The following is a 22,599-nucleotide window of genomic DNA, read 5'->3' as shown; positions in this document are numbered from 1 at the left end:
CCGCCGCCGGCGCCGCCGCGGTCGCGAGCCAGGGCAGCAAGCACTAGCGCACGCCGGACGGACGACGAGGGGCCCCGCGCGCTGCGGGGCCCCTCGTCGTCGCCGTGCCTCAGTCCTGCACGCCTGCCGGTCGCACCGGCTCGGGTGCCATGTCGGACCGCGCGTCGTCGTCGCCGGTCCAGTCGCCGGTCGCGAGGTACTTGACCTTCTTCGCGATGCCGACCGCGTGGTCGGCGAAGCGCTCGTGGTAGCGGCTCGCGAGCGTCGCGTCGACCGTCGTGTGGGCTGCACCCTCCCACGTCGTGCCGAGCACGTGCGAGAACACGTCGCGGTGCAGCTGGTCGACGTGGTTGTCGGCGGTCTCGAGCCGGTCGGCGAGCGAGAGGTCCTGCGTCTCGAGCAGGTCGCGCAGCATCTTGGCGATCTCGATGTCGCGCGCGCCCATCTCGGCGAAGGTCGGCTGGAGCGACTCGGGCACGACCTGCATCGGGAAGCGGTAGCGCGCGAGCAGCGCGATGTGCCGCGCGAGATCGCCCATGCGCTCGAGCGACGCCGAGATGCGCAGCGCCGAGACCACGATGCGGAGGTCGCGCGCGACCGGCGACTGCCGGGCGATGATGTCGATCGCGAGCTCGTCGAGCGAGGCCGCCTTGTCGTCGATGAGCGGGTCGGTGGCGATCACCTGCTCGGCCAGCTGCACGTTCGAGTCGCCGAAGGCCCGCACGGCCGATTCGATCGAGACGATCACGTGGTTCGCGATGTCGACGAGCCGGTCCTGCACCTCGCTGAGCTCCTGCTGGAATACGTCGCGCATGGCTGCTGCCCCCTTGTGCTGCGCCCCGCTGCTTCGTCGAGCAGGGCACTATCCTGACACCGAGTGTCCTCGCCCCAGGTTACTGCCGGGTGTCCGGAGCCTGAACCTGGGACGGCGGGCAGCGAGCGGCCCACCGGCTAGCATCGAGGGCGTGGATGCGTCGTGGTACGTGCTCCTCGCGCTCCTGCTGGGCTTCGCGATCGGGGCGGTCTCGGTGCACCTGCTCGGCGTCGCGGCGCAGCGCGGTCGGCAGGTCATGGCGATCTCGAGCGAACCGGTGCCCGACGGCATCGCCGCCATGGTGCACGTGCTCGAGTCGGCCGGCATCGTGCTCGACGGCTCGAACCAGGTGATCCTCTCGTCGCCCGGCGCCGTCGCGCTCGACCTCGTCGACGGCCGCGCGCTGCGCTCGCCGGAGATCCTCGACGCGGTCCGCCGGGTCTGGCGCTCGGGCGAGCAGGAGGTGCTCGAGCTCGTCTACCGCCGCGGCCGGATCGGCGTGGGCACCGAGATCCACCTGCGGGTGCGGGTCGCGCCGCTCGGCAACCGCTTCATGCTCGTGCTCGCCGCCGACCGCACCGAGGAGATGCGCCTCGACGGCGTGCGCCGCGACTTCGTCGCCAACGTCAGCCACGAGCTCAAGACCCCCATCGGTGCGATCTCCGTGCTCTCGGAGGCCATCGAGGCGGCCGCCGCCGACCCCGAGCGCGTGCGCTCGTTCGCGCAGCGCATGCAGCTCGAGGCCGACCGCCTCGCCCGCATGACGAAGGCGCTCATCGACCTCTCGCGCATCCAGTCGGACGACCCGCTCGACCACGCCGAGCGCGTGCCGATCGCGCGCGTCGTCGAGGTGGCGGTCGACCGCAACCGCGTGCTCGCGGAGTCGAAGCGGATGCGGGTGCTGCCGCGCGTGCTCGACGAGGTCGACGTGCTGGGCTCGGAGGAGCTCATCACGATGGCCGTGCAGAACCTCGTCGCGAACGCCGTGCAGTACTCGCCGGAGGCGACGCACGTGGGCATCGGCGTGCGCGCGGCCGACGGCATCGTCGAGATCGCGGTGACCGACAACGGCGTCGGCATCGCGCCCGAGGACCTCGAGCGCGTGTTCGAGCGGTTCTACCGGGTCGACCCCGCGCGCAGCCGCGTGACGGGCGGCACGGGCATCGGCCTCAGCATCGTGAAGCACGTCGCCGCGAGCCACGGCGGCGAGATCACCCTCTGGTCGCGCCCCGACCAGGGCTCGACGTTCACGCTCCGCCTGCCGATCGCCGGCACCACCGCACCGAAGGAGAAGGCATGACGCGCATCCTGATCGTCGAGGACGAGATCGCCCTCGCCGAGCCGCTCGGCTACCTGCTCGAGCTCGAGGGCTATGAGACGGCCCACGCGCCCGACGGCAACGAGGCGGTGCGGATGTACGAGGCCGACGGTGCCGACCTCATCCTGCTCGACCTCATGCTGCCCGGCCGCAGCGGCACCGAGGTGTGCCGGCACATCCGCCAGTCGTCGTCGGTGCCGATCATAATGCTGACGGCGAAGGACAGCGAGGTCGACACGATCGTGGGGCTCGAGCTCGGCGCCGACGACTACGTGACGAAGCCGTACTCGACCCGCGAGCTCATCGCGCGCATCCGTGCCGTGCTGCGTCGCCGGGCGGTCGACGACGAGGATGACGACTCGGTGGTCGAGATCGGTCGCGTGCGCCTCGACGCCGACAGCCACACCGTGACGGTCGCGGGGGAGGAGACGGCGATGCCGCTGCGCGAGTTCGAGCTGCTGGAGTACCTCATGCGCAACGCGGGCCGGGTGCTCACGCGCGGGCAGCTCATCGACCGGGTCTGGGGGAGCGACTACTTCGGCGACACGAAGACGCTCGACGTGCACGTGAAGCGCCTGCGGGCGAAGATCGAGGAGGACCCGTCGAACCCGACGCGCGTCGTGACGCTGCGCGGGCTCGGATACCGCTTCGAGCGCTGAGCGCCTGGGGCGCTGAGCGCTTGGGGCGCTGAGCGCTTCACGCGCCCGGTGCTGCACGCTGCGTGCCGGGGCTCGCCCGCGGGCGAGCCGGCAGGTCAGTCGGCGGCTGCCTCGGGCGCGAGCGTCTCGTAGCCGATGAAGTCGCTCGAGATGAGCTGCACCTCGACGCCCGTCGGCTCGGCGCCGTCGGCCTGGAAGGAGACGTTCTGGAGCGCGCCGTAGGTGACGTCGCCGGCGTCGAAGACGAGCTGCTCCTCGTCGGGCGGGCCGAAGATCGTGATGCCCTCGGCGACGCGGATCTGCTGCGTCTCGTCGCCCGTGCGCACCTCGACGAACGTGGCCTCGCCCTCGTTCGTGAAGGTGACGACGAGGTTGAGCGCGTCGCCCTCGGGCTCGCCGATGAGCATCGCGTTGTGGAAGCGCACGGTGCCGGTCGAGCCGGAGATTCCGTCGGAGGGGTCGTACTGGATCGTGGTCGCCTGGGGCGTCAGGATGTTGCAACCGGTCGCTGCGAAGACGACGGCGACTGCGGCTGCTGCTGCGGCGACGGTGCGAGGCTGCACGAGATCCCTTTCGACGGTGGCCGACGGCGCTGGAGGGGTGCGCGCGCGGTCGCATCCCACTCTAGCGCGGTGGAGCTGGAGCGGAGGCGCTTTCGCGCCTCCGCGCGACCCCAGCGCGGACGCCCGTCCCGGGCGTCCGGAACCGCTCACGACCCGCGATCCGCCGTGCAGGGGCGTGATCCAACCACGCCTCCGTGGGCGTCCGCGAGCGACACGCTGTGATAAAATCAAGGTTCTGGCTATGACGAGGAGCATTCGATGAACTTTGAGGTCGGAGAGACGGTCGTCTACCCCCACCACGGTGCCGCAACCATCACCGAGGTCAAGGTCCGCAAGATCAAGGGTGTCGAGACCACCTACCTCAAGCTCAACGTCGCGCAGGGCGGCCTCACGATCGAGGTCCCCGCGAACAACGTCGACATGGTGGGCGTTCGCGACGTGATCGGCGAGGAGGGCCTCGACCGCGTGTTCGAGGTGCTGCGTGCGGACTTCACCGAGGAGCCCACGAACTGGGCTCGCCGCTACAAGGCGAACGTCGAGAAGCTCGCTTCCGGCGATGTGATCAAGGTGAGCGAGGTCGTGCGCGACCTGTCGCGCCGCGACCAGGACCGCGGCCTCTCGGCCGGCGAGAAGCGCATGCTCGCGAAGGCCCGGCAGATCCTGGTCTCCGAGCTCGCGCTCGCCGAGCACACCGACGAGGACGCCGCATCGGCTCGCCTCGACGAGGCGCTCGCCCCCGCGGTCTGAGACCGCGTCGGCGCGGCCGACTGAGCTGAGGCGCCCGATCCCCAAGGTCGGGCGCCTCTTCCATGCCTAGGCTGGCTGCGTGACCGACACCGCCCTCATCGTCGTCGCCGCGGGCAGCGGCACCCGGCTCGGCCGAGGCATGCCGAAGGCCTTCGCGCTCGTGGCGGGCGCGCCCATCCTCGAGCACGCGCTCCGCGGCCTCGCGGCCGTCGACGCGCGGCTCGTGGTCGTCGTGCCCGCGGGCCTCGAGGCGGATGCGTCGGCGATCGCCGAGCGCGCCGGCGTCGCCGCGCGGGTCGTGGTCGGCGGCGAGACGCGCGCCGACTCCGTCGCTGCGGGCCTCGACGCCGCTGGCGACGCGCGCTGGGTGCTCGTGCACGACGCGGCCCGCGCGCTCACGCCGCCCGCGCAGGTCGAGCGCGTCATCGCGGCGCTGCGGGAGGGCGCATCCGCCGTCGTGCCCGTGCTGCCGGTCGTCGACACCGTGCGTTCGGTCGAGGCGGCGCGGCAGTCGGACGGCGACGTGCTCGGCCCGATCGTCGACCGGGCCGCGCTGCGTGCGATGCAGACGCCGCAGGGCTTCGACGCGCAGCTGCTGCGCCGCGCCTACGCGGCAGCGGATGCGCGGGGCGCGTCGACCGACGATGCGCAGCTCGTGCAGGCGCTCGGGGAGCCGGTCGCGGCCGTGCGCGGCGATGAGCTCGCCTTCAAGATCACCACGCCGGCCGACGCCGATCGTGCGGAGTCGCTGCTCGGCCCGGCGATCCGCGTCGGCGTCGGCGCCGACGTGCACGCGTTCGGCGGGGATGGGCCGCTGCGGCTCGCGGGCCTCGAGTGGGAGGGTCAGGGCCTCGAGGGGCACTCCGACGGCGACGCCGTCTGCCACGCCATCGTCGACGCGCTGTTGGGCGCCGCGGGCCTCGGCGACATCGGCGGCCTCGTGGGCGTCGACGACCCGCAGCACGCGGGCGCGCACGGCGAGGTGTTCGTGCGCGCCGCGGTCGCGCGGCTCGCCGAGCACGGCTGGCGCCCGATGAACGTGGCGGTGCAGGTGCTCGGCGTGCGCCCCCGCATCGGCACCCGCCGCGACGAGGCGCAGCGCGCGCTCTCGGCGATGGTCGGCGCGCCCGTGAGCGTCTCGGGCACGACGACCGACGGCCTCGGCGCGCTCGGCCGCGGCGAGGGCGTCCAGGCGATCGCGACCGCGCTCATCCGCCGCGCCTGAGCGCCGCCGCGTCGCTGCTGACCCGCGAGAGGCGCCGCGCCGGACCGGGGCAGCGCGCCGCGTCGCTGCTGACCCGCGCAAGGCGGACCTCTTCCACCGAACGGGACCTGGTCGACCGGGTCCGGCTCGGTGCAAGGGGTCCGGTAGAGCGCGGCGTGCATTGCGCGACGTGCTTCCGGAGCGCGCGAGGGCGCCGAGCGGCGCGCGCAGTAGCCTTGGGGACCGTGACCGTGCGCATCTACGACTCCCGACGGCAGGCCGTCGTCGACCTCGAGCCGCTGCGCGCGGGCGAGGTGTCGATGTACGTGTGCGGGCCGACGGTGCAGTCGTCGCCGCACATCGGCCACGTGCGCAGCGCCGTCGCCTACGACGTGTGGCGCCGCTGGCTCGAGCACCGCGGGCTGCGCGTCACGTTCGTGCGCAACGTCACCGACATCGACGACAAGGTGCTCGTCAACGCGGTCGACGAGCCGTGGTGGGCGCTCTCGTACCGCATCGAGCTCGAGTTCACGGCGGCCTACCGCGGTGTCGGCGTGCTCGCGCCGACGTACGAGCCGCGCGCGACGGCATCCGTCACGGGCATGCACGAGCTCATCCAGCTGCTCATCGAGCGCGGGCACGCCTACCCGGCGCTCGACGGCTCGGCCGACGTCTACTTCGACGTGCGCTCGTGGCCGCAGTACGGCGCCCTCACCCGGCAGTCGATCGACAAGATGGAGCCGGCCGCCGACGCCGACCCGCGCGGCAAGCGCGACCCGCGCGACTTCGCGCTCTGGAAGGCCTCGAAGGCTGACGAGCCGGAGTCGGCGTCGTGGGCGTCGCCGTGGGGCAACGGCCGCCCCGGCTGGCACATCGAGTGCTCGGCGATGGCGCGCCGCTACCTCGGCGACAGCTTCGACATCCACGGCGGCGGCCTCGACCTGCGGTTCCCGCACCACGAGAACGAGCTCGCGCAGTCCACCGCCGCCGGCCTCGGCTTCGCGAGCGTGTGGAGCCACAACGGCCTCGTGAACGTCGACGGAGAGAAGATGTCGAAGTCGCTCGGCAACTCGATCTTCGCCGCCGACCTGCTCGACTCCGTGCGGCCGATCGTCGCCCGCTACTTCCTCGTCGCGCCGCACTACCGCTCCACGATCGACCTGCGCACCGCCGACGGCAGCCTCGAGGGCGGCTCGCTCGCCGAGTCGGAGGCCGCCTTCGGGCGCATCGAGGCGATGCTCGAGCGGGCCGCGCAGCGCGGCGAGCTGCCCGAGGCCGACGTGCCGGATGCGTTCGGCGCGGCCATGGACGACGACCTCTCGACCCCGCAGGCGGTCGCCGTGCTGCACGACACCACACGCGCGGCGAACGCCTCGATGGACGCCGGCGACGACGCGACGGCGCTCGCGAGGGCGGGGGAGGCGCGCGCGATGCTGCGGGTGCTGGGGCTCGATCCTGCGGATGCGGCCTGGCAGGCTGTACCCTCGGCACAGGCCCACGCGCTGTCGACCCTCGTCGAGACGCTCCTCGCGGAGCGCCGCGAGGCTCGCGCGACCAAGGACTTCGCGGCATCCGACCGCATCCGCGACCTGCTCGCGGCCGCCGGCATCCTCGTCGAGGACGGCAAGCACACGACCACCTGGAGCATCCCATGACGAAGCCGCAGCGCGCGCCGCGCAAGAAGGGCCCCTCGAAGGGCACCGGTGGCCTCGGCCGCAGGGCGCTCGAGGGCAAGGGCCCCACTCCCAAGGCTGAGGACCGCTCCTGGCACCCCGCCGGCAAGCGGAAGGCGTCGCGCGAGCGCTTCGAGGCGGCCTCGGCGAAGGGCCGCCCGCAGCAGCAGCAGCCGCCGCGCCACCGCAAGCCGTCGTCCGCCAAGGACGACTCCGAGATGGTGACCGGCCGCAACTCGGTGCTCGAGGCGCTGCGCGCCAAGATCCCGGCGACCTCGCTCATCCTCGCCTCTCGGCTCGAGATGGACGACCGCGTCAAGGAGATCCTCTCGATCGCAACGAAGCGCGGCGTGCCCGTGCTCGAGGTGATGCGGCCCGAGCTCGACCGCATCTCTGGCCACGACTCCGTGCACCAGGGCGTCGCCCTCAAGGTGCCGCCGTACCAGTACGCGCACCCGATCGACCTGCTCGAGACCGTGATCGACCGCGGCCAGACGCCGCTGTTCGTCGCCCTCGACGGCATCACCGATCCCCGCAACCTGGGTGCGATCATCCGCTCGGCCGCGGCCTTCGGCGCGCAGGGCGTCATCGTGCCGCAGCGCCGCTCGGTCGGCGTGACGGCGAGCGCGTGGAAGACGAGCGCGGGCGCCGCGGCGCGCGTGCCGGTGGCCATGGCGTCGAACCTCACTGCCACGCTCAAGGAGCTCAAGTCGCAGGGATGCTTCGTCATCGGCCTCGACGGCGACGGTGACGTGTCGGTGCACGAGCTCGAGCTCGCCGGCGGTCCGCTCGTGATCGTCATCGGCAGCGAGGGCAAGGGGCTGTCCCGGCTCGTCGCCGAGACGTGCGACGCGATCGTGTCGATCCCGATCGGCGCGGCGACCGAGTCGCTCAACGCCGGCATCGCCGCTTCGATCACGCTCTACGAGGTCGCGAAGCTGCGCGGCAGCCGCGCCCGCCGCTGACCCGCTCGCGCCTCAGACCTTGTCGCGCCAGTTCGGGTCGTCGTCCTCGTCGTCGAGCGCGATCGCGCCCGTCTCGAGCGGCACGATCGGCATCGCCGTCGTGACGGGCACGCCGAGCAGCGCCGCTTCGTCGCGGCGGTGCGACAGCTGCGTCGCGATGTAGCTCGCGAGCGCCTCCTCGAGCGGCACCTCCCGCTGGTCCTGCTCCGAGAGGTACCAGCGGTGCTCGAGCACCTCGTGGAACACCTCGGGTCCCTCGAGCTTGCCGCGCAGCTCGAGCGGCACCGACTCGACGATCGGCGAGAACACGCGCTCGAGCCACTCGTTCGCGAGCGCCTCGTCGCCGACGTTGGGCCGCAGGTCGTGCTGCGTCGCCACGTACTGGTCGAGGTCGTTGAGCATCCGCCTCGCCTGGTTCTCCTCGGCGTCGATGCCGGTCATGCCCTGCAGCCGCCGGTGGTGGTGGCCGGGGTCGACGACCTTCGGCTGGATGCGCACGGTCGTGCCGCCGTCGCCGGTGCGGATCGCGAGCTCCTCGATGTCGTAGCCGAGCGCGTTGAGCCGCTCGATGCGCGCGGCGATGCGCCAGCGCTCCGACGCGTCGATCACCTCGTCGTCGGTGAGCTCGTGCCAGAGCGACCGGTACTGCTCGACGATCGAGGCGGCGACCGCGACCGGGTCGATCGACTCGTCGAGTCGGCCGCCCGCGGCGAGGTCGAGCAGCTCGCCGGCGATGTTGACGCGCGCGACCTCGAGGTCGTCCTCGCGGCGGCCGGTCGAGAGGCCGTCGGTCTCGATCGTTCCGGTCTCGGCGTCGACGAGGTAGGCGGCGAAGGCGCCCGCGTCGCGGCGGAAGAGCGTGTTCGAGAGCGACACGTCGCCCCAGTAGAAGCCGACGAGGTGCAGCCGCACGAGCAGCCCGGCGAGCGCATCCACGAGTCGCTGCGCGGTGTCGTGCCGCATCGACGTCGAGTAGAGCGCGCGGTAGGGGAGCGAGAAGCGCAGGTGCCGAGTGACGAGCACCGCGTCGAGCGCCTCGCCGTCGACGCCCGTGCGGCCGGAGATGACGGCGAGCGGCTCGACGCACGGCACGTCGAGGCGCTGGAGGCGGCGCAGCATCCCGTACTCCCGGGAGGCCATCTCCTCGTTCGTCTCCTTGATGGCGACGACGCGGCCGCCGAGGCGGGCGAAGCGCACGAGGTGCCGCGAGATGCCCTTCGGCAGCTGGACGACGTCCTCCTCCGTCCACTGCTCGAGCGGCAGCTCCCACGGCAGGTCGAGCAGGGTCGCGTCCATCACCGCTGAGGTGATGCGCAGATCGGAGCGCATGCCGCCATGGTAGGCCGAAGGGCCCCCGCGGTCAGCGGGAGCCCTTCGGTCGGGATCGGTCAGAGGCGCAGGCCCGACTCCTTGTCGAACAGGTGCAGGTGCTCGGGGTCCGGCGTGATGTAGACCGTGTCGCCGAGCGACGCGTGCGTGCGGCCGTCGACGCGCGCGACGATGTCGACGCGCTTGCCCTCGACATCCGCGTGCCCGTAGAGGTAGCCGTCGGCGCCGAGCTCCTCGACGAGGTCGACGAGCACCGGCAGGCCGTCGCCGCCCGACTCCGAGACCGAGACGTCCTCGGGACGCACGCCCACGACGAGCCCGCCCTTGGCCGACGCGAGCTGCTCGCGGGGGATCGGGGTGAGGTGGTCGCCGAACTGCACGCCTTGGTCGTTCGTCGTCAGCTCCATGAGGTTCATGGCGGGGCTGCCGATGAAGCCGGCGACGAACACGTTCGCCGGGTTGCCGTACAGGTCGCGGGGCGTGCCGACCTGCTGCAGGATGCCGTCCTTCAGCACCGCGATCCGGTCGCCCATCGTGAGCGCCTCGGTCTGGTCGTGCGTGACGTAGACCGTGGTGACGCCCAGCCGGCGCTGCAGCGACGCGATCTGCGTGCGCGTCTGCACGCGCAGCTTCGCGTCGAGGTTGGACAGCGGCTCGTCCATGAGGAACACCTGCGGCTGGCGGACGATGGCGCGACCCATCGCGACGCGCTGCCGCTGACCACCGGAGAGGGCCTTCGGCTTGCGGCCGAGGTAGGGCTCGAGGTCGAGCAGCTTCGCCGCCTCCTCGACGCGCTTGGCGCGCTCGTCCTTGGCGACGCCGGCGATCTTGAGCGCGAAGCCCATGTTCTCGGCCACCGTCATGTGGGGGTAGAGCGCGTAGTTCTGGAACACCATCGCGATGTCGCGGTCCTTCGGCGGCATGTCGGTGACGTCGCGGTCGCCGATCATGATCTTGCCGTCGTTGACCTCTTCGAGGCCCGCGAGCATGCGGAGGGTGGTGGACTTGCCGCAGCCCGAGGGACCGACCAGCACGAGGAACTCGCCGTCGGCGATCTCCAGGTCGATCGAGTCCACTGCTGGCTTCGTGCTCCCCGGATAGATGCGGGATGCCTTGTCGAACGTCACAGACGCCATCGTCGTCTTCCTTCCACCGGCAGGTACGTGCCGGACGATCCGTAGTGGTCGGTACGGGCAGCGCTGCCCGCAGGGTCATCCTTGCATGCCGCGCGGCCGGTACCCTAGAAGACGGCGTGTGCTCCGATCGCGCCCCCCGCTGGGATTCCCGGCCGAGCAGGACAGGAACGCATGAGCGAGAAGCTGACCAAGAACGAGCGCCGTGCCCAGGCGCGCGAGCAGGCACGTGCGATGCAGGAGCAGCGCCGACGCAGGGAGCGCGTCCGCCGAGGGCTCACCATCGGCGGCATCGTGCTCGCCGCGGTCGCGATCGTGGCGATCGTCGCCGTCGTGATCGTCAACAGCATCCGGCCCGCCGGCCCCGGCCCCGAGAACATGGCGAGCAACGGCATCGTCATCGGCCAGGACTTCGTCGCCGAGCGCACGCCCGCGACGCCGGCCGAGGGTGAGCCCACGCCGACCGAGCCGCGCCAGGACATCGTCCAGATCGAGATCTACCAGGACTACATGTGCCCCGTGTGCGGCACGTTCGACGAGGCCAACCGCGCCACCCTCGAGCAGCTCCTCTCGAGCGGCGCCGCGACCGTCGAGGTGCACCCCATCTCGATCCTCGACCGCGCCTCGCTCGGCACGAAGTACTCCACGCGCTCCGCCTCGGCCGCCGCGTGCGTCGCCGAGCACGCGCCCGACGACTTCTGGGCGTTCAACTCCGCGATGTACGACAACCAGCCCGCCGAGCAGAGCTCGGGCCTCACGAACGACGAGATCGTCGGCGTCGCCGAGGGCGCAGGCGTCGACATGTCGACGGGCGCCGCCGAGTGCATCCGCGAGGGCCGCTTCATGAGCTGGGTCGAGGACGCGACCGTCCGCGCCGGCACGCAGCCGCTGCCGGGCACGGAGGGCGTCGTCGCCGACCGCACCCCGACGGTGCTCGTCAACGGCCAGAAGTACCCGGGATCGCCCGCTGACGCGGCTGGCTTCCAGGCGTTCATCACCGCGACCGCCGGCCAGCTGACCGGCGAGTCGGCGGAGCCCACGGAGACGCCGGCGCCGACCGAGACGCCGGCGCCCTCCGAGACGCCTGCGCCCTGATGCGCCGGCGCACCTGGTCGGCAGGGCTCGCGGTCGCCGCGCTCGCCCTGCTGGCCGGGTGCGCGGCGACCCCTCCCGCGCCGGTCTCGACGATCGGCGAGCTCGGCGCCGCCTACCTCGAGGCGGGCGGCGAGTGCGCCGACCTCGTCGAGCAGTACCGCGCGAGCGACGACGAGCCGATCGTCGCCGCGTGCGGCGGCGACACCGAGCTCATCCTCGCGGCAGACCCGGCCGAGGCGCAGGCCATCGCGACCGAGCGGCAGCTGCAGGAGCAGACGGTGCTCGTCGCGGAGCGCTGGGTCATCCGCGACCCCGCGATCGAGACGATCCAGCAGTCGCTCGGCGGCGAGATCGTCACGCTCTCACCGGCGGATGGGCCGGCGAACATGGCCGACGCCGTCGCGTTCGACGCCGACGGCGTGGTGGAGGCCGAGCCCGTGCCTGCCGATGGCGCGCCCGCGGCCATGGAGCCGGCGTCCGGCATCCACGACATCCTCGTCGTCATCGACGCGCAGTGCGAGTACTGCGCCCGCGCGCTCGCCGCGAACGGCGAGCAGCTCGAGCGGCTCGCCGACGAGGGTGAGGCGCGCGTCGCCTACCTGCCGGTCTCGCTCGGCGACGAGATCGGCAACGGCTACGCGTCGACGCTCGGCGCGAACGCGCTCGCGTGCGTCGCCGAGAGCGAGCCCGAGGCGTACCGCTCGTTCCAGAGCGCGCTCGTCGCGCACCTGCAGGAGCAGCGCTTCGACGCCGCCGCCGTGTCGGCGCTCGCGGCCGAGGTGGGCGCCGAGATCGACGAGTGCGTGCAGTCGGCACAGTTCGCCTGGTGGGTGCGCCAGGCGACGGTGCGGGCGATCGAGCAGCCGCTGCAGGGCGTCGAGCCGCTGCGCGGCGTGCCGACGATCATCGTCGACGGCGTCACCTTCGCGGGCGACGTGAGCGACGCGGATGCGCTGGCCGCGTTCATCGCGGAGCAGACGCCCCGCGCGTAGCCCCCGTGGCCGGTCGAGCCGGTCCGCGCGCGCAGCGCGCTTCCGCTGGTCGAGCCGGTCCGCGCGCGCAGCGCGCTGACCGAGTCGAGACCATCGCCCTCGTGGCCCGGCTCACCCCTGCCGTGGCCGCCAGCGCGGAACCGCGTCCGCGGTCTCGCGCAGGAAGTCATCGAGGACCGCTTCCACCTCGGCGGGATCGCGCCTCGGCTGCCAGACCTCGAGGTCGTCCTCCAGCTGCACGACTCGCTCGACCGCTCGGCTGCTGGAGCCGTGCATGATCACGTCGTGCGCCCAGGAGGTCAGCTCGCGCAGCGTTCGAGCGCCGCTGCGGTACTCCGAGACCACGACTCGAAGAGCGATCACCTGCGCATCCTCGTCGGACATCTCCTGATAGTCGAGGCCGAGCGCCGCATGCGCGGGTTCGACGAGCGCCCGCGCCTCCGACCATCCCAAGGCCGGGCTCGCCCCGGCGAGCTCCGCCACTTCAAGCGCTTCGTGGCCATCGAGCAGCGCCATCACGGCGGCATCGATGGTGCGGCGGAAGTCGCCGAACACCAGCGTGTATGCGTGAGCCACCGTGAACGCGTCGGCGGTGCTGTCGTGCATGGCTGTATACGACCACACGTCGCGCCGTCGAGTGCGCCCGCCCCGCAGGTGGTCTCGACTCGCGCGGGGCGCTGGGCGCCCCGTGCGGCTCGACCGGCCGCCCGGCGGGGGAGCCCCCTGTCAGGATTGAACTGACGACCTACGCTTTACAAGAGCGTTGCTCTACCACTGAGCTAAGGAGGCGCGGCCCCGGTACGGCCGGGGCGCCCAGCCATTCTAGGCTTGTCCGGTGCCTCGACTGCGTCCCTGGAGCCCCGAGCGCGACGCGGCCGCCGTGCTCGCCGCGTTCGAGGCATCCGCCGACCTGCACCGGCAGGCGCCGCCCATCCGCACCCTCGCCGACGCGCGCGAGCACCTCGCCGCCATCGCCGCCGAGGCCCTCGCGATCGACGTCGACGGCACGGCCGTCGGATGCGTCATGGCCGGCTCGCGCGATCCCCGGCACGGCACGGCGTGGCTGTCGTACTGGCTCGCGCCCTCCGCGCGCGGCCGGGGACTCGCGGCGCGCGCGCTCGACTCGATGTCGCGCGCGCTCTTCGCCGACGGCCTCCACCGGCTCGAGCTCGGCGCGCGGGCCAACAATCCCGCGTCGATCGCGGTCGCCGAGCGCGCCGGCTACCTGCGGGAGGGCGTCGAGCGCGAGCGCCTGCGCTACGCCGACGAGCAGGGCCGCGACGAGCGCTTCGACGTCGTCAGGCTCGCCCGGCTCGCGACCGACCCCGCGCCCGACCTCGCCCCGCTGGAGCTCGCATGATCCTCTTCCTGTGGCTGCTCGCGTCGATCGCGGCCGGCGCGGGCCTCGCGCTGCAGGGCCGCATCAACGGCGAGCTGGGCGCTCGCCTCGACCACGGCATGCTCGCCGCGCTCATCTCGTTCGCCGTCGGGCTCGTGGTGCTCGCTGCGCTGCTCGCCGTCTCACCCGGCTCCCGCGCCGGCGTGTGCCGGCTGGTCGGCGTCATCCGTGACGGCTCGATGCCGTGGTGGTACGCGACGACCGGCCTCCTCGGCGCGTTCCTCGTCGCCACGCAGGGCGTCGCCGTCGGCACGCTCGGCGTCGCGCTCTTCACCGTCGGCGTCGTCGCCGGCCAGACGATGAGCGGCCTCGCCGTCGACCGGATGGGCCTCGGCGGCCTCGCGAAGAAGCACATCACCGCGCCGCGCGTCGTCGGCGCGCTGCTCGCGCTCGTCGCCGTCGGCCTCGCGCTCGTCGGCACGGGCGAGCTCGACGGCGCGTGGCTCATCGTGCTGCCGTTCGCGGCAGGCCTGCTGCAGTCGCTGCAGCAGGCGATGGGCGGCCTCGTGCAGCGGCACTCGCGCTCGGCGATCGCGCAGGCCGTCTCGAACTTCCTCGTCGGCACCGTCGCGCTCGCTGCGTTCGTGCTCGTGCAGACGATCGCGGGCGTGCGCGCGCAGCCGCTGCCGACCGAGCCGTGGCTCTACGTCGGCGGCGTGCTCGGGATCGTCTTCATCGCGCTCATGTCGGTCGCCGTGCACCACCTGGGAGTGCTGACGATGGGCCTCGGCGTCATCTGCGGCCAGGTCGTCATGTCGGTCGCGCTCGACGCCGTGTTCCCGGCAGCCCACCCCGTGACGGTCTGGTCGCTGCTCGGCGCTGCACTGACGATCGCTGCAGTCGGCGTCTCGGCGATCCGCCGACGCGCAGCGCCGCGGGTCAGGACTGCGGCGTGAAGGTCATCGCGACGGAGTTCATGCAGAAGCGGTCGCCGGTCGGCGTCTGCGGGGCGTCGTCGAAGAGGTGGCCCAGGTGGCTGCCGCACTTCGCGCAGCGCACCTCGGTGCGCACCATGCCGAGCGAGCGGTCCTCGATGAGCTCGACCGCGTCCTCGCGAGCCTCGTAGAAGCTCGGCCAGCCGCAGCCGGCGTCGAACTTCGTCTGGTCGTCGAAGAGCTCGTTGCCGCACGCGCCGCACGCGTAGACGCCCTGGCGCTGCTCGTCGAGCAGCGCGCCGGTCCACGGGCGCTCCGTGCCGGCCTCGCGCAGCACCTTGAAGGCGTCGGGGGCGAGGGTCTCGCGCCACTCGGAGTCGGAGCGTTCGATTCGATCGGTCATGCCTCGATGCTACGCCGCCGCAGCAGGCGTTTCGCGGCGAGCAGAACGCCCGCGCCCGCTTAGGATCGAGTCCATGCCGACCGAGCCGCGCATCCGCAGGCAGGGCACCGCTGACGAGGCGGCAGCCCTCGCCTTCGCGGCGGCTGAGGCGGCCGCCGACGCGCTCGACATCCTGCCGCGAGCCGCTGACACGAGCGCTGACACGACCGCAGAGGCGGCGCCGGACACGACCGAGGCGCCGGATGCGCCGGCCGGCGCCGACCGCGCCGGTCGCGACGACCTCGCGCGGGCTCGGGCCGAGCGGATCCGCGGCGTGCTCGACTTCGAGGGGCGCTGGTCGAGCCACGGCGGCGCGAAGGCGCGCGCGATCCGGGCGGAGTTCGGCTGGTCGACGACCCGCTACTACCAGGTGCTCGACGCCGCGCTCGAGACGCCCGAGGCGCTGCGCCACGACCCGATGCTCGTGCGTCGGCTGCTCCGTCTGCGCGACGACGCATGAGCCGGGGGCAGCGCGCCACGCATCGCGTCGGCGCCCATCGATCGGGTTCGGTCACTCGCTGGCCGCGCTGGGTGATCCTGCTGTGCGCGCTCGCGGTGACGGTCGTGCTCACCGCGGTCGGGCTCTTCCTGCTCGACCGGCTGCGCGTCGAGCCGGTGCCCGAGCCGGTCGCGACCGAGGAGCCGCTCGTGATCGCCGACCCCGCGCAGATCGATCCCAGCATCGACGCATCCATCACCGTGCTCGACGGGTCCGGCGAGCGCGCCGTCGCGGCGGGCGCCGGCCAGGCCCTCTCCGACGCCGGCTGGACCGTCGTGACGACCGCATCCGCCACCGAGATCGGCGACCGCACGGTCGTCTGGTTCGACGACCCCGCGCTCGAGCCGATCGCCCGCGGCCTCGCCCAGCAGCTCGGCGTGGGGGAGGCCCGGCAGTCGGACGGCCGCGTCTCGGGCTCGCCGATCACGATCGTGCTCGGCACGGATGCGCCCGGCACGGTGCCGAGCACGGAGCCGCGGGACGACAGCGACATCTCGCACGCGCCGACGCCCTCCGCGCCCTGACAGCGCCGCCACAGCCTGCGGCTTGCACTCGACCGGGTCGAGTGCCAGACTTGGCCTTGGCACTCTCTCTAGTGGAGTGCCAATTGAACGTCCACAGCGTCCAGGAGGGACGAAGACTGCAATGGCAAAGATGATCGCATTCAACGAGGAGGCCCGCCGTGGGCTGGAGCGTGGACTGAACACGCTCGCCGACACGGTGAAGGTGACCCTCGGCCCGCGCGGCCGCAACGTCGTGCTCGAGAAGAAGTGGGGCGCCCCCACCATCACGAACGACGGCGTCTCGATCGCCAAGGAGATCGAGCTCGAGGACCCCTACGAGAAGATCGGCGCAGAGCTGGTCAAGGAGGTCGCCAAGAAGACCGACGACGTCGCCGGTGACGGCACGACGACGGCGACCGTGCTCGCACAGGCGCTGGTCCGCGAGGGCCTCCGCAACGTGGCGGCGGGCGCAGACCCCATCAGCCTCAAGCGCGGCATCGAGAAGGCCACGGCGGCCGTCATCGAGCAGCTGCTCGCGAACGCCAAGGAGGTCGAGACCAAGGCGGAGATCGCCGCGACGGCATCGATCTCGGCTGCTGACGAGGAGATCGGCGCGCTGATCGCCGAGGCCATCGACAAGGTCGGCAAGGAGGGCGTCGTCACCGTCGAGGAGTCGAACACCTTCGGCACCGAGCTCGAGCTGACCGAGGGCATGCGCTTCGACAAGGGCTTCCTGTCGCAGTACTTCGTCACGGACCCCGAGCGCCAGGAGACGGTCTTCGAGGACCCGTACATCCTGATCGTCAACTCGAAGATCTCGAACATCAAGGACCTCCTCCCGGTCGTCGACAAGGTGATCCAGGCGGGCAAGCAGCTCGTCATCATCGCCGAGGACGTCGAGGGCGAGGCGCTCGCGACGCTCGTCGTGAACAAGATCCGCGGCATCTTCAAGTCGGTCGCCGTCAAGGCTCCCGGCTTCGGCGACCGCCGCAAGGCGATGCTCGCCGACATGGCGATCCTCACGGGCGGCCAGGTCATCTCCGAGGAGGTCGGCCTCAAGCTCGAGAACACGACGCTCGACATGCTGGGCCGTGCGCGCAAGGTCGTCATCACGAAGGACGAGACGACGATCGTCGAGGGTGCGGGCGAGGCTGACGCCATCGCCGGCCGCGTGCGCCAGATCCGCCAGGAGATCGACTCGACCGACAGCGACTACGACCGCGAGAAGCTCCAGGAGCGCCTCGCGAAGCTCGCCGGTGGCGTCGCCGTCATCAAGTCGGGCGCAGCGACCGAGGTCGAGCTCAAGGAGCGCAAGCACCGCATCGAGGACGCCGTCCGCAACGCGAAGGCTGCAGTCGAGGAGGGCATCGTCGCCGGTGGTGGCGTCGCCCTCATCCAGGCCGCGAAGAGCGCCTTCGACGGGCTCGAGCTGACCGGCGACGAGGCGACGGGCGCGAACATCGTTCGTGTCGCTGTCGACGCGCCGCTCAAGCAGATCGCGCTCAACGCCGGCCTCGAGCCGGGCGTCGTCGCCGAGAAGGTGCGCAACCTCCCCGTGGGCCACGGCCTCAACGCCGCCACGGGCGAGTACGTCGACATGCTCGCCGCGGGCATCTCCGACCCGGTGAAGGTGACGCGCTCCGCGCTCGCCAACGCCGCGTCGATCGCCGGCCTCTTCCTCACCACCGAGGTCGTCGTCGCCGACAAGCCCGAGAAGGCTCCTGCCATGCCGCAGGACCCGACGGGTGGCATGGACTTCTAGGTCCGATACGAAGAAGGGCCCCAGCTGCGAAGCTGGGGCCCTTCTTCGTGCCCGCTCCCACCAGCGGCCGGGTGGTCTCGACTCGCGGCCGGACTGCGTCCGGCTGCGGCTCGACCAGCGGGTGGCGCTACGCCGCGAACAGCCTCGTGTTGCCCGCCTCCACCTCGTCGTACTGCCGGCCCGCGGCCGCGAGCGCCTCGTTGATGCTCGCGAGCGACTCCTCCACGCGCAGCTGCGTGGCGCGCCAGTCCTGCACGAGCCCCTGGAACGCGACGGAGGCCTGCCCGCTCCACGAGTCCTGCAGCGCCTGCAGCTGCCCGTGCATCGCGGCCACCTCCGACTGCACGCGCGAGGCGGTGCCCCGCACCCCGATGTGGGCGCCGTGGATGGCGTCCGCGTCGACGACGTACCTGCTCATGATCCCTCTCTCCCGCGCGGCGCATCCGCGCACGGGGGAGAAGGTAGGCGGATGCGCGGCTCAGGCGAGGCTGCGGCGGCGCTCCTGTGGATCGGTCACCGTGTTGGGGGTGCCCTCCGGGCGCAGCTTGTGGCTGAGCTCCATGATCGCCTCGTCGGAGGCGAGCGGGATCGCGATGCGGAAGGTCGCGCCGCCGCCGGGCGTCTCGACGACGTCGAGCCGGCCGCTGTGCGCCCGCACGATGCCCTCGACGATCGCGAGCCCGAGGCCCGAGCCGCCCGTCTCGCGAGCGCGCGAGGTGTCGGCGCGGAAGAAGCGCTGGAAGATCCGCTCGCGCAGCTCCTCCGGCACGCCCTCGCCGTGGTCGATCACGAGCACGACCGCCTCGCGGCGACGGGCGGTGACACCGACGCCGAGCTCGATCGGGGTGCCCTCGGGCGTGTACCGCAGGGCGTTGCCGATGATGTTCGAGATCACCTGCCGCAGCGTGTGCTCGTCGCCGAGCACGACCGCGGGGGGCGCGAGCGGCGGCGGCGTGAACACGCCGATCTGCGGGGCGTCGTCGTCGCTCGCGCCGGCGACCGGGCCCATGGCATCCGCCGCGACCGGGACGACCGACACGTGCCGGTCGGGGGCGCCCACGCGCGTGTCGCTCGCGGCGTCGTTGACGAGCGGCACGAGGTCGAGCGGCTGCAGGTCGAGCGGCCGGCGCTCGTCGAGGCGAGCGAGCTGCAGCAGGTCCTCCACGAGCCGCGCCATGCGCTTGGCCTCGCCCTCGATGCGCTCCATGGCGTTTGCGACGTCCTCGGGCCGCGAGATGGCGCCCATCCGGTAGAGCTCGGCGTAGCCGCGCACCGACACGAGCGGCGTGCGCAGCTCGTGGCTCGCGTCGCCGACGAACTGCCGCATCTGCGCGACGGAGGCGTCGCGCTGCTCGATCGCGGCCTCGATGCGGTCGAGCATGGCGTTGAGCGACTGCTGCAGCGAGCCGACCTCCGTGCGGGGATGGTCGCCGGTGAGGCGGGTGTCGTAGTCGCCGTCGGCGAAGCGCTGCGCCTGCGCCGCGACCTTGCGCAGGCCGCGGAGCGTCGAGACGGCGAGGATGCGCGTGAGCGCGGCGCCGAGCACGATCGCGAGCAGCGAGAAGCCGGCGAAGACGAGCATGAAGGTCGCCGTCGTCGACTCGAGCGCCTCCATGTCGATGCCGACGACCGAGATGAGCAGCTCGCCGCTGCCCTCGACGGTGGTGGGCGCGACGAGCGTGCGCCACTGCCGCTGGCCGTCGATCGACGGGAGCGTGAACGCCGATTCCTCCTCGGCGACCGTGCCGAGCGTCAGCGAGTCGAGATCGGGGTTCTCCGGTCCCGGCAGCTTGTTGTCGCACAGCACCGTGCCCGACGCATCCGCGACGCCCAGGTAGTACGTGTTCGGCATCCGCTGCGCGAGGTCGCACTGCTCGGGCGAATCGCTCCGGGTGACCGGCTCGCTCGTGAACGCGCGCATCGCCTGCTCGAGCCCGCGATCGGCGTCGGCGATCTGCGCGTCGCGGATGATGCTGAGCGTGCCGATGCCCGCGAGCGCGAGCCCGAGCGTCATGACGACGACGATGAGTGCGCTGATGCGCCCGGCCAGCGTGAACCGGCCGAGCAGGCGTTCGAGCGCGCGCAGCACCTACGCCTTCGGCGACTTCAGCATGTAGCCGAAGCCGCGCTTCGTGACGATCATCGGCTCGGCCGCGCCGTCGTCGATCTTGCGGCGCAGGTACGAGATGTACGACTCGACGATGCCGACGTCGCCGTTGAAGTCGTACTCCCAGACGTGGTCGAGGATTTGCGCCTTCGACAGCACGCGGTTGGCGTTGAGCATGAGGTAGCGCAGCAGCTTGAACTCGGTGGGGGAGAGCTCGATCTCCTCGCCGCCGACCGTCACCTCGTGCGTGTCCTGGTTCATCGCGAGCTCGCCGACGTGGATGGTGGCGTCGTCGGTCTCGGCCATCGTGCGCCGCAGGATGGCCTTGATGCGCGCGATGATCTCGTCGAGCGAGAAGGGCTTCGTGACGTAGTCGTCGCCGCCGACCGTGAGGCCGGTGATCTTGTCGTCGGTGTCGTCCTTCGCGGTGAGGAAGAGGATGGGCGACGTGAAGCCGGATGCGCGGAGCCGCTTCGTGACGCCGAACCCGTTGATGTCGGGCAGCATCACGTCGAGCAGGATCAGGTCGGGCTCGTCCTCGAGCACCGCGGAGATGGCTGCCGCGCCCGCGCCCACGGCGCGCACGTCGAAGCCGGCGAAGCGGAGGCTCGTGGAGAGCAGGTCACGGATGTGCGGCTCGTCGTCGACGACGAGGATCTTGGCGTTCGGCTCGGTCATGGTCACAGTCTCTGATCGTCGCCTGAACGGTTGCTGAATGTCGCTTGGACGCGCTGGCGTCAGCTCGCGGCGGCGTGATCGGCGAGGCCGATCTCGTGCTCGTCGAGGATCGTGTAGGCGTAGCCCTGCTCGGCGAGGAAGCGCTGGCGGCCGAGCGCGAACTCCTGGTCGACGGTGTCGCGGGCGACGATCGTGTAGAAGCTCGCCGTCCTGCCGCCCTTCGGACGCAGCAGTCGGCCGAGGCGCTGCGCCTCCTCCTGGCGCGATCCGAACGAGCCCGACACCTGCACCGCGAGCGACGCATCCGGCAGGTCGACGGAGAAGTTCGCCACCTTCGAGACGACGAGCACGCGCTCGGTGCCGTCCCGGAACGCCTGGAACAGCTCCTCGCGCACCGCGACGGGCGTCTCGCCCGTGATGAGGGGCGCGTCGAGCGCGGCGGAGAGCTCGTCGAGCTGGTCGAGGTACTGCCCGATCACGAGCGTCGGCTCGTCGGGGTGCTCCTCGAGGATGCGCCGCACGGTCGGGATCTTGCGGGGGCTCGACGCCGCGATGCGGTAGCGGTCGCGGTCGCCGGAGGCGGCGTACTCGAGCCGCTCGTCCTCGTCGAGCGTGATGCGCACCTCGAAGCACTCGGCGGGGGCGATGAAGCCCTGCGCCTCGATCTCCTTCCACGGCGCGTCGAAGCGCTTGGGCCCGATGAGGCTGAAGACGTCCGACTCGCGGCCGTCCTCGCGGACGAGCGTGGCGGTGAGGCCGAGCCGGCGGCGGGCCTGCAGGTCGGCGGTGAGCTTGAAGACCGGCGCGGGCAGCAGGTGCACCTCGTCGTAGACGATGAGGCCCCAGTCGAGCGCGTCGAGCACGCCGAGGTGGGCGTACTCGCCGCCGCGCTTGACGGTGAGGATCTGGTAGGTCGCGATCGTGACCGGCTTGATCTCCTTCATGTGGCCGGAGTACTCGCCGATGTCGTCAGGGGTGAGGCTCGTGCGCGCGAGCAGCTCGCTGCGCCACTGGCGCGCCGAGACGGTGTTGGTCACGAGGATGAGCGTGGTGGTGTCGGTCGCGGCCATCGCGGCGGCGCCGACGATCGTCTTGCCCGCGCCGCAGGGCAGCACGACGACACCCGAGCCGGCCTCGGCGAAGTGGTCGACCGCATCCTGCTGGTACGGCCGCATGGTCCAGCCGTCCTCGACGAGGTCGATCTCGAGCGGGGTGCCGGGCGTGTAGCCGGCGAGGTCCTCGGCGGGCCAGCCGAGCTTCACGAGCTCTTGCTTGAGCTCGCCGCGCGCCCAGTCGACGATGCGGAGCCCCAAGGGCGCGGGCCCCGCGAGCAGCGGCGCGATCTTGCGCGAGCGCCGCACCTCCTCGAGCACCGGGCGGTCCTGGCTGCGGAGCACGAGCCCCTCGTCGTCGCGCTCGATGACGAGCCGGCCGTACCGGCCGATCGTCTCGCGGATGTCCTGGGCCACGCCGGCGGGCACGGGGAACTTCGCGTGCCGGTCGAGCGTGCCGATGATCTCGTCGGCCGTGTGGCCGGCCGCGCGCGCGTTCCACAGCCCCAGCCGCGTGACGCGGTAGGTGTGGATGTGCTCGGGCGCGCGCTCGAGCTCGGCGAAGACCTGCAGCGCCTGTCGCGCCGCCGACGCATCGGGATGGGCCACCTCGAGCAGCACGGTGCGGTCGGACTGCACGATCAGCGGGCCTGGGAGTGTCACAGCCTTCGAGCCTACTCTCGCCGCCCCCGAGCGAGAACCCTCCGCCGAGCTTCGCCCCCGCTCGGCGCCCCGGGTGGTCACGACACGCCGTCCGGTTGTCGCCGGGTGGTCACGACACGCCGTCGGT

The 22,599-nt window shown here is 72.1% G+C and carries 23 protein-coding genes and 1 tRNA gene; 13 read left to right on the top strand and 11 right to left on the bottom strand.

Features of this window, described 5'->3' with window-relative positions; genetic code table 11:
* Positions 1 to 109: 109 nt before the first annotated feature.
* A complete protein-coding gene (gene phoU / locus ABD106_RS06125; protein ID WP_343918429.1) occupies positions 110 to 814 on the bottom strand; it encodes a phosphate signaling complex protein PhoU in 705 nt (234 codons plus the stop codon).
* A 151-nt stretch (positions 815 to 965) separates the two neighbouring features.
* Here phoU and ABD106_RS06120 point away from each other — a divergent pair, with 151 nt between their 5' ends.
* A complete protein-coding gene (locus ABD106_RS06120; protein ID WP_343918427.1) occupies positions 966 to 2,114 on the top strand; it encodes a sensor histidine kinase in 1,149 nt (382 codons plus the stop codon).
* Positions 2,111 to 2,791 (top strand): response regulator, encoded by a 681-nt coding sequence (locus ABD106_RS06115; RefSeq protein ID WP_343918425.1) that lies wholly within the window; start codon positions 2,111 to 2,113, stop codon positions 2,789 to 2,791. Before ABD106_RS06120 ends, ABD106_RS06115 begins: the two co-directional genes overlap by 4 nt.
* Positions 2,792 to 2,886: 95 nt before the next feature.
* Here ABD106_RS06115 and ABD106_RS06110 read toward each other — a convergent pair whose 3' ends face one another.
* Positions 2,887 to 3,354: a hypothetical protein gene (locus tag ABD106_RS06110; RefSeq protein ID WP_343918423.1), complete on the bottom strand. Its 468-nt coding sequence runs from the start codon at positions 3,352 to 3,354 to the stop codon at positions 2,887 to 2,889.
* 258 nt (positions 3,355 to 3,612) lie between these two features.
* Between ABD106_RS06110 and ABD106_RS06105 the strand changes: the two genes are divergently transcribed.
* The 4 genes from ABD106_RS06105 to rlmB all read left to right on the top strand — a co-directional run bounded on the left by ABD106_RS06105 (position 3,613) and on the right by rlmB (position 7,943).
* Positions 3,613 to 4,101, top strand: coding sequence for a CarD family transcriptional regulator (locus ABD106_RS06105; protein WP_343918421.1), 489 nt, complete (start codon positions 3,613 to 3,615; stop codon positions 4,099 to 4,101).
* Positions 4,102 to 4,180: 79 nt separating this feature from the next.
* Positions 4,181 to 5,326 (top strand): 2-C-methyl-D-erythritol 4-phosphate cytidylyltransferase, encoded by a 1,146-nt coding sequence (ispD, locus tag ABD106_RS06100; RefSeq protein WP_343918419.1) that lies wholly within the window; start codon positions 4,181 to 4,183, stop codon positions 5,324 to 5,326.
* Positions 5,327 to 5,550: 224 nt separating this feature from the next.
* Positions 5,551 to 6,960 (top strand): cysteine--tRNA ligase, encoded by a 1,410-nt coding sequence (cysS, locus tag ABD106_RS06095; protein ID WP_343918417.1) that lies wholly within the window; start codon positions 5,551 to 5,553, stop codon positions 6,958 to 6,960.
* Positions 6,957 to 7,943 carry a 23S rRNA (guanosine(2251)-2'-O)-methyltransferase RlmB gene (gene rlmB, locus ABD106_RS06090; RefSeq protein WP_343918415.1) on the top strand — a complete coding sequence of 329 codons (987 nt, stop codon included), beginning with the start codon at positions 6,957 to 6,959 and terminating at the stop codon, positions 7,941 to 7,943. Before cysS ends, rlmB begins: the two co-directional genes overlap by 4 nt.
* A gap of 12 nt (positions 7,944 to 7,955) precedes the next feature.
* Here the strand turns inward: rlmB and ABD106_RS06085 are convergent, their stop codons facing one another.
* Both ABD106_RS06085 and ABD106_RS06080 read right to left on the bottom strand, forming a co-directional pair.
* Positions 7,956 to 9,272: a DUF4032 domain-containing protein gene (locus ABD106_RS06085; protein ID WP_343918413.1), complete on the bottom strand. Its 1,317-nt coding sequence runs from the start codon at positions 9,270 to 9,272 to the stop codon at positions 7,956 to 7,958.
* A 59-nt stretch (positions 9,273 to 9,331) separates the two neighbouring features.
* A complete protein-coding gene (locus ABD106_RS06080; RefSeq protein WP_343918411.1) occupies positions 9,332 to 10,408 on the bottom strand; it encodes an ABC transporter ATP-binding protein in 1,077 nt (358 codons plus the stop codon).
* A gap of 171 nt (positions 10,409 to 10,579) precedes the next feature.
* Between ABD106_RS06080 and ABD106_RS06075 the strand changes: the two genes are divergently transcribed.
* Both ABD106_RS06075 and ABD106_RS06070 read left to right on the top strand, forming a co-directional pair.
* Positions 10,580 to 11,500, top strand: coding sequence for a DsbA family protein (locus ABD106_RS06075; RefSeq protein ID WP_343918409.1), 921 nt, complete (start codon positions 10,580 to 10,582; stop codon positions 11,498 to 11,500).
* Positions 11,500 to 12,492 carry a DsbA family protein gene (locus tag ABD106_RS06070; RefSeq protein ID WP_343918407.1) on the top strand — a complete coding sequence of 331 codons (993 nt, stop codon included), beginning with the start codon at positions 11,500 to 11,502 and terminating at the stop codon, positions 12,490 to 12,492. The genes ABD106_RS06075 and ABD106_RS06070 overlap by 1 nt, the downstream gene beginning before the upstream one ends.
* A gap of 111 nt (positions 12,493 to 12,603) precedes the next feature.
* Here the strand turns inward: ABD106_RS06070 and ABD106_RS06065 are convergent, their stop codons facing one another.
* Positions 12,604 to 13,098: a hypothetical protein gene (locus tag ABD106_RS06065; protein WP_343918406.1), complete on the bottom strand. Its 495-nt coding sequence runs from the start codon at positions 13,096 to 13,098 to the stop codon at positions 12,604 to 12,606.
* 111 nt (positions 13,099 to 13,209) lie between these two features.
* A tRNA-Thr gene (locus tag ABD106_RS06060) sits at positions 13,210 to 13,281 on the bottom strand.
* A 46-nt stretch (positions 13,282 to 13,327) separates the two neighbouring features.
* On the opposite strand from ABD106_RS06060, the gene ABD106_RS06055 reads away from it, so the two are divergent.
* Both ABD106_RS06055 and ABD106_RS06050 read left to right on the top strand, forming a co-directional pair.
* Positions 13,328 to 13,852: a GNAT family N-acetyltransferase gene (locus tag ABD106_RS06055; RefSeq protein WP_343918404.1), complete on the top strand. Its 525-nt coding sequence runs from the start codon at positions 13,328 to 13,330 to the stop codon at positions 13,850 to 13,852.
* Positions 13,849 to 14,787 carry a DMT family transporter gene (locus ABD106_RS06050; protein WP_343918402.1) on the top strand — a complete coding sequence of 313 codons (939 nt, stop codon included), beginning with the start codon at positions 13,849 to 13,851 and terminating at the stop codon, positions 14,785 to 14,787. Before ABD106_RS06055 ends, ABD106_RS06050 begins: the two co-directional genes overlap by 4 nt.
* Here the strand turns inward: ABD106_RS06050 and msrB are convergent.
* Positions 14,771 to 15,169, bottom strand: coding sequence for a peptide-methionine (R)-S-oxide reductase MsrB (gene msrB, locus ABD106_RS06045; protein WP_343918400.1), 399 nt, complete (start codon positions 15,167 to 15,169; stop codon positions 14,771 to 14,773). The genes ABD106_RS06050 and msrB overlap by 17 nt on opposite strands.
* A gap of 73 nt (positions 15,170 to 15,242) precedes the next feature.
* On the opposite strand from msrB, the gene ABD106_RS06040 reads away from it, so the two are divergent.
* The 3 genes from ABD106_RS06040 to groL all read left to right on the top strand — a co-directional run bounded on the left by ABD106_RS06040 (position 15,243) and on the right by groL (position 17,972).
* Positions 15,243 to 15,668, top strand: coding sequence for a DUF3263 domain-containing protein (locus tag ABD106_RS06040; RefSeq protein ID WP_343918398.1), 426 nt, complete (start codon positions 15,243 to 15,245; stop codon positions 15,666 to 15,668).
* 71 nt (positions 15,669 to 15,739) lie between these two features.
* Positions 15,740 to 16,231 carry a LytR C-terminal domain-containing protein gene (locus ABD106_RS06035; RefSeq protein ID WP_343918396.1) on the top strand — a complete coding sequence of 164 codons (492 nt, stop codon included), beginning with the start codon at positions 15,740 to 15,742 and terminating at the stop codon, positions 16,229 to 16,231.
* A 121-nt stretch (positions 16,232 to 16,352) separates the two neighbouring features.
* Complete coding sequence (gene groL / locus ABD106_RS06030) at positions 16,353 to 17,972, top strand: chaperonin GroEL (protein ID WP_343918394.1); 1,620 nt, start codon at positions 16,353 to 16,355, stop codon at positions 17,970 to 17,972.
* A 127-nt stretch (positions 17,973 to 18,099) separates the two neighbouring features.
* On the opposite strand, the gene ABD106_RS06025 is transcribed toward groL, so the two are convergent.
* From ABD106_RS06025 to ABD106_RS06010, 4 genes are read right to left on the bottom strand one after another with little or no spacing between them, the layout of a single operon-like run.
* Positions 18,100 to 18,390 (bottom strand): WXG100 family type VII secretion target, encoded by a 291-nt coding sequence (locus tag ABD106_RS06025; protein ID WP_343918392.1) that lies wholly within the window; start codon positions 18,388 to 18,390, stop codon positions 18,100 to 18,102.
* A gap of 60 nt (positions 18,391 to 18,450) precedes the next feature.
* Positions 18,451 to 20,061, bottom strand: a complete 1,611-nt coding sequence (locus tag ABD106_RS06020) for a sensor histidine kinase (RefSeq protein WP_343918390.1) — start codon at positions 20,059 to 20,061, stop codon at positions 18,451 to 18,453.
* Positions 20,062 to 20,757, bottom strand: a complete 696-nt coding sequence (locus ABD106_RS06015; protein ID WP_343918388.1) for a response regulator transcription factor — start codon at positions 20,755 to 20,757, stop codon at positions 20,062 to 20,064. It lies immediately after the preceding gene.
* Positions 20,758 to 20,816: 59 nt separating this feature from the next.
* Positions 20,817 to 22,472, bottom strand: a complete 1,656-nt coding sequence (locus ABD106_RS06010; RefSeq protein ID WP_343918386.1) for a DNA repair helicase XPB — start codon at positions 22,470 to 22,472, stop codon at positions 20,817 to 20,819.
* Between the last annotated feature and the right edge of the window lie 127 nt (positions 22,473 to 22,599).

The sequence above is a fragment of the Agrococcus citreus genome (assembly GCF_039527715.1).
GTDB lineage: Bacteria > Actinomycetota > Actinomycetes > Actinomycetales > Microbacteriaceae > Agrococcus > Agrococcus citreus.
The sequence above is the reverse complement of the archived record's forward strand: the minus strand, read 5'-3'. Positions and strand labels throughout refer to the sequence as shown.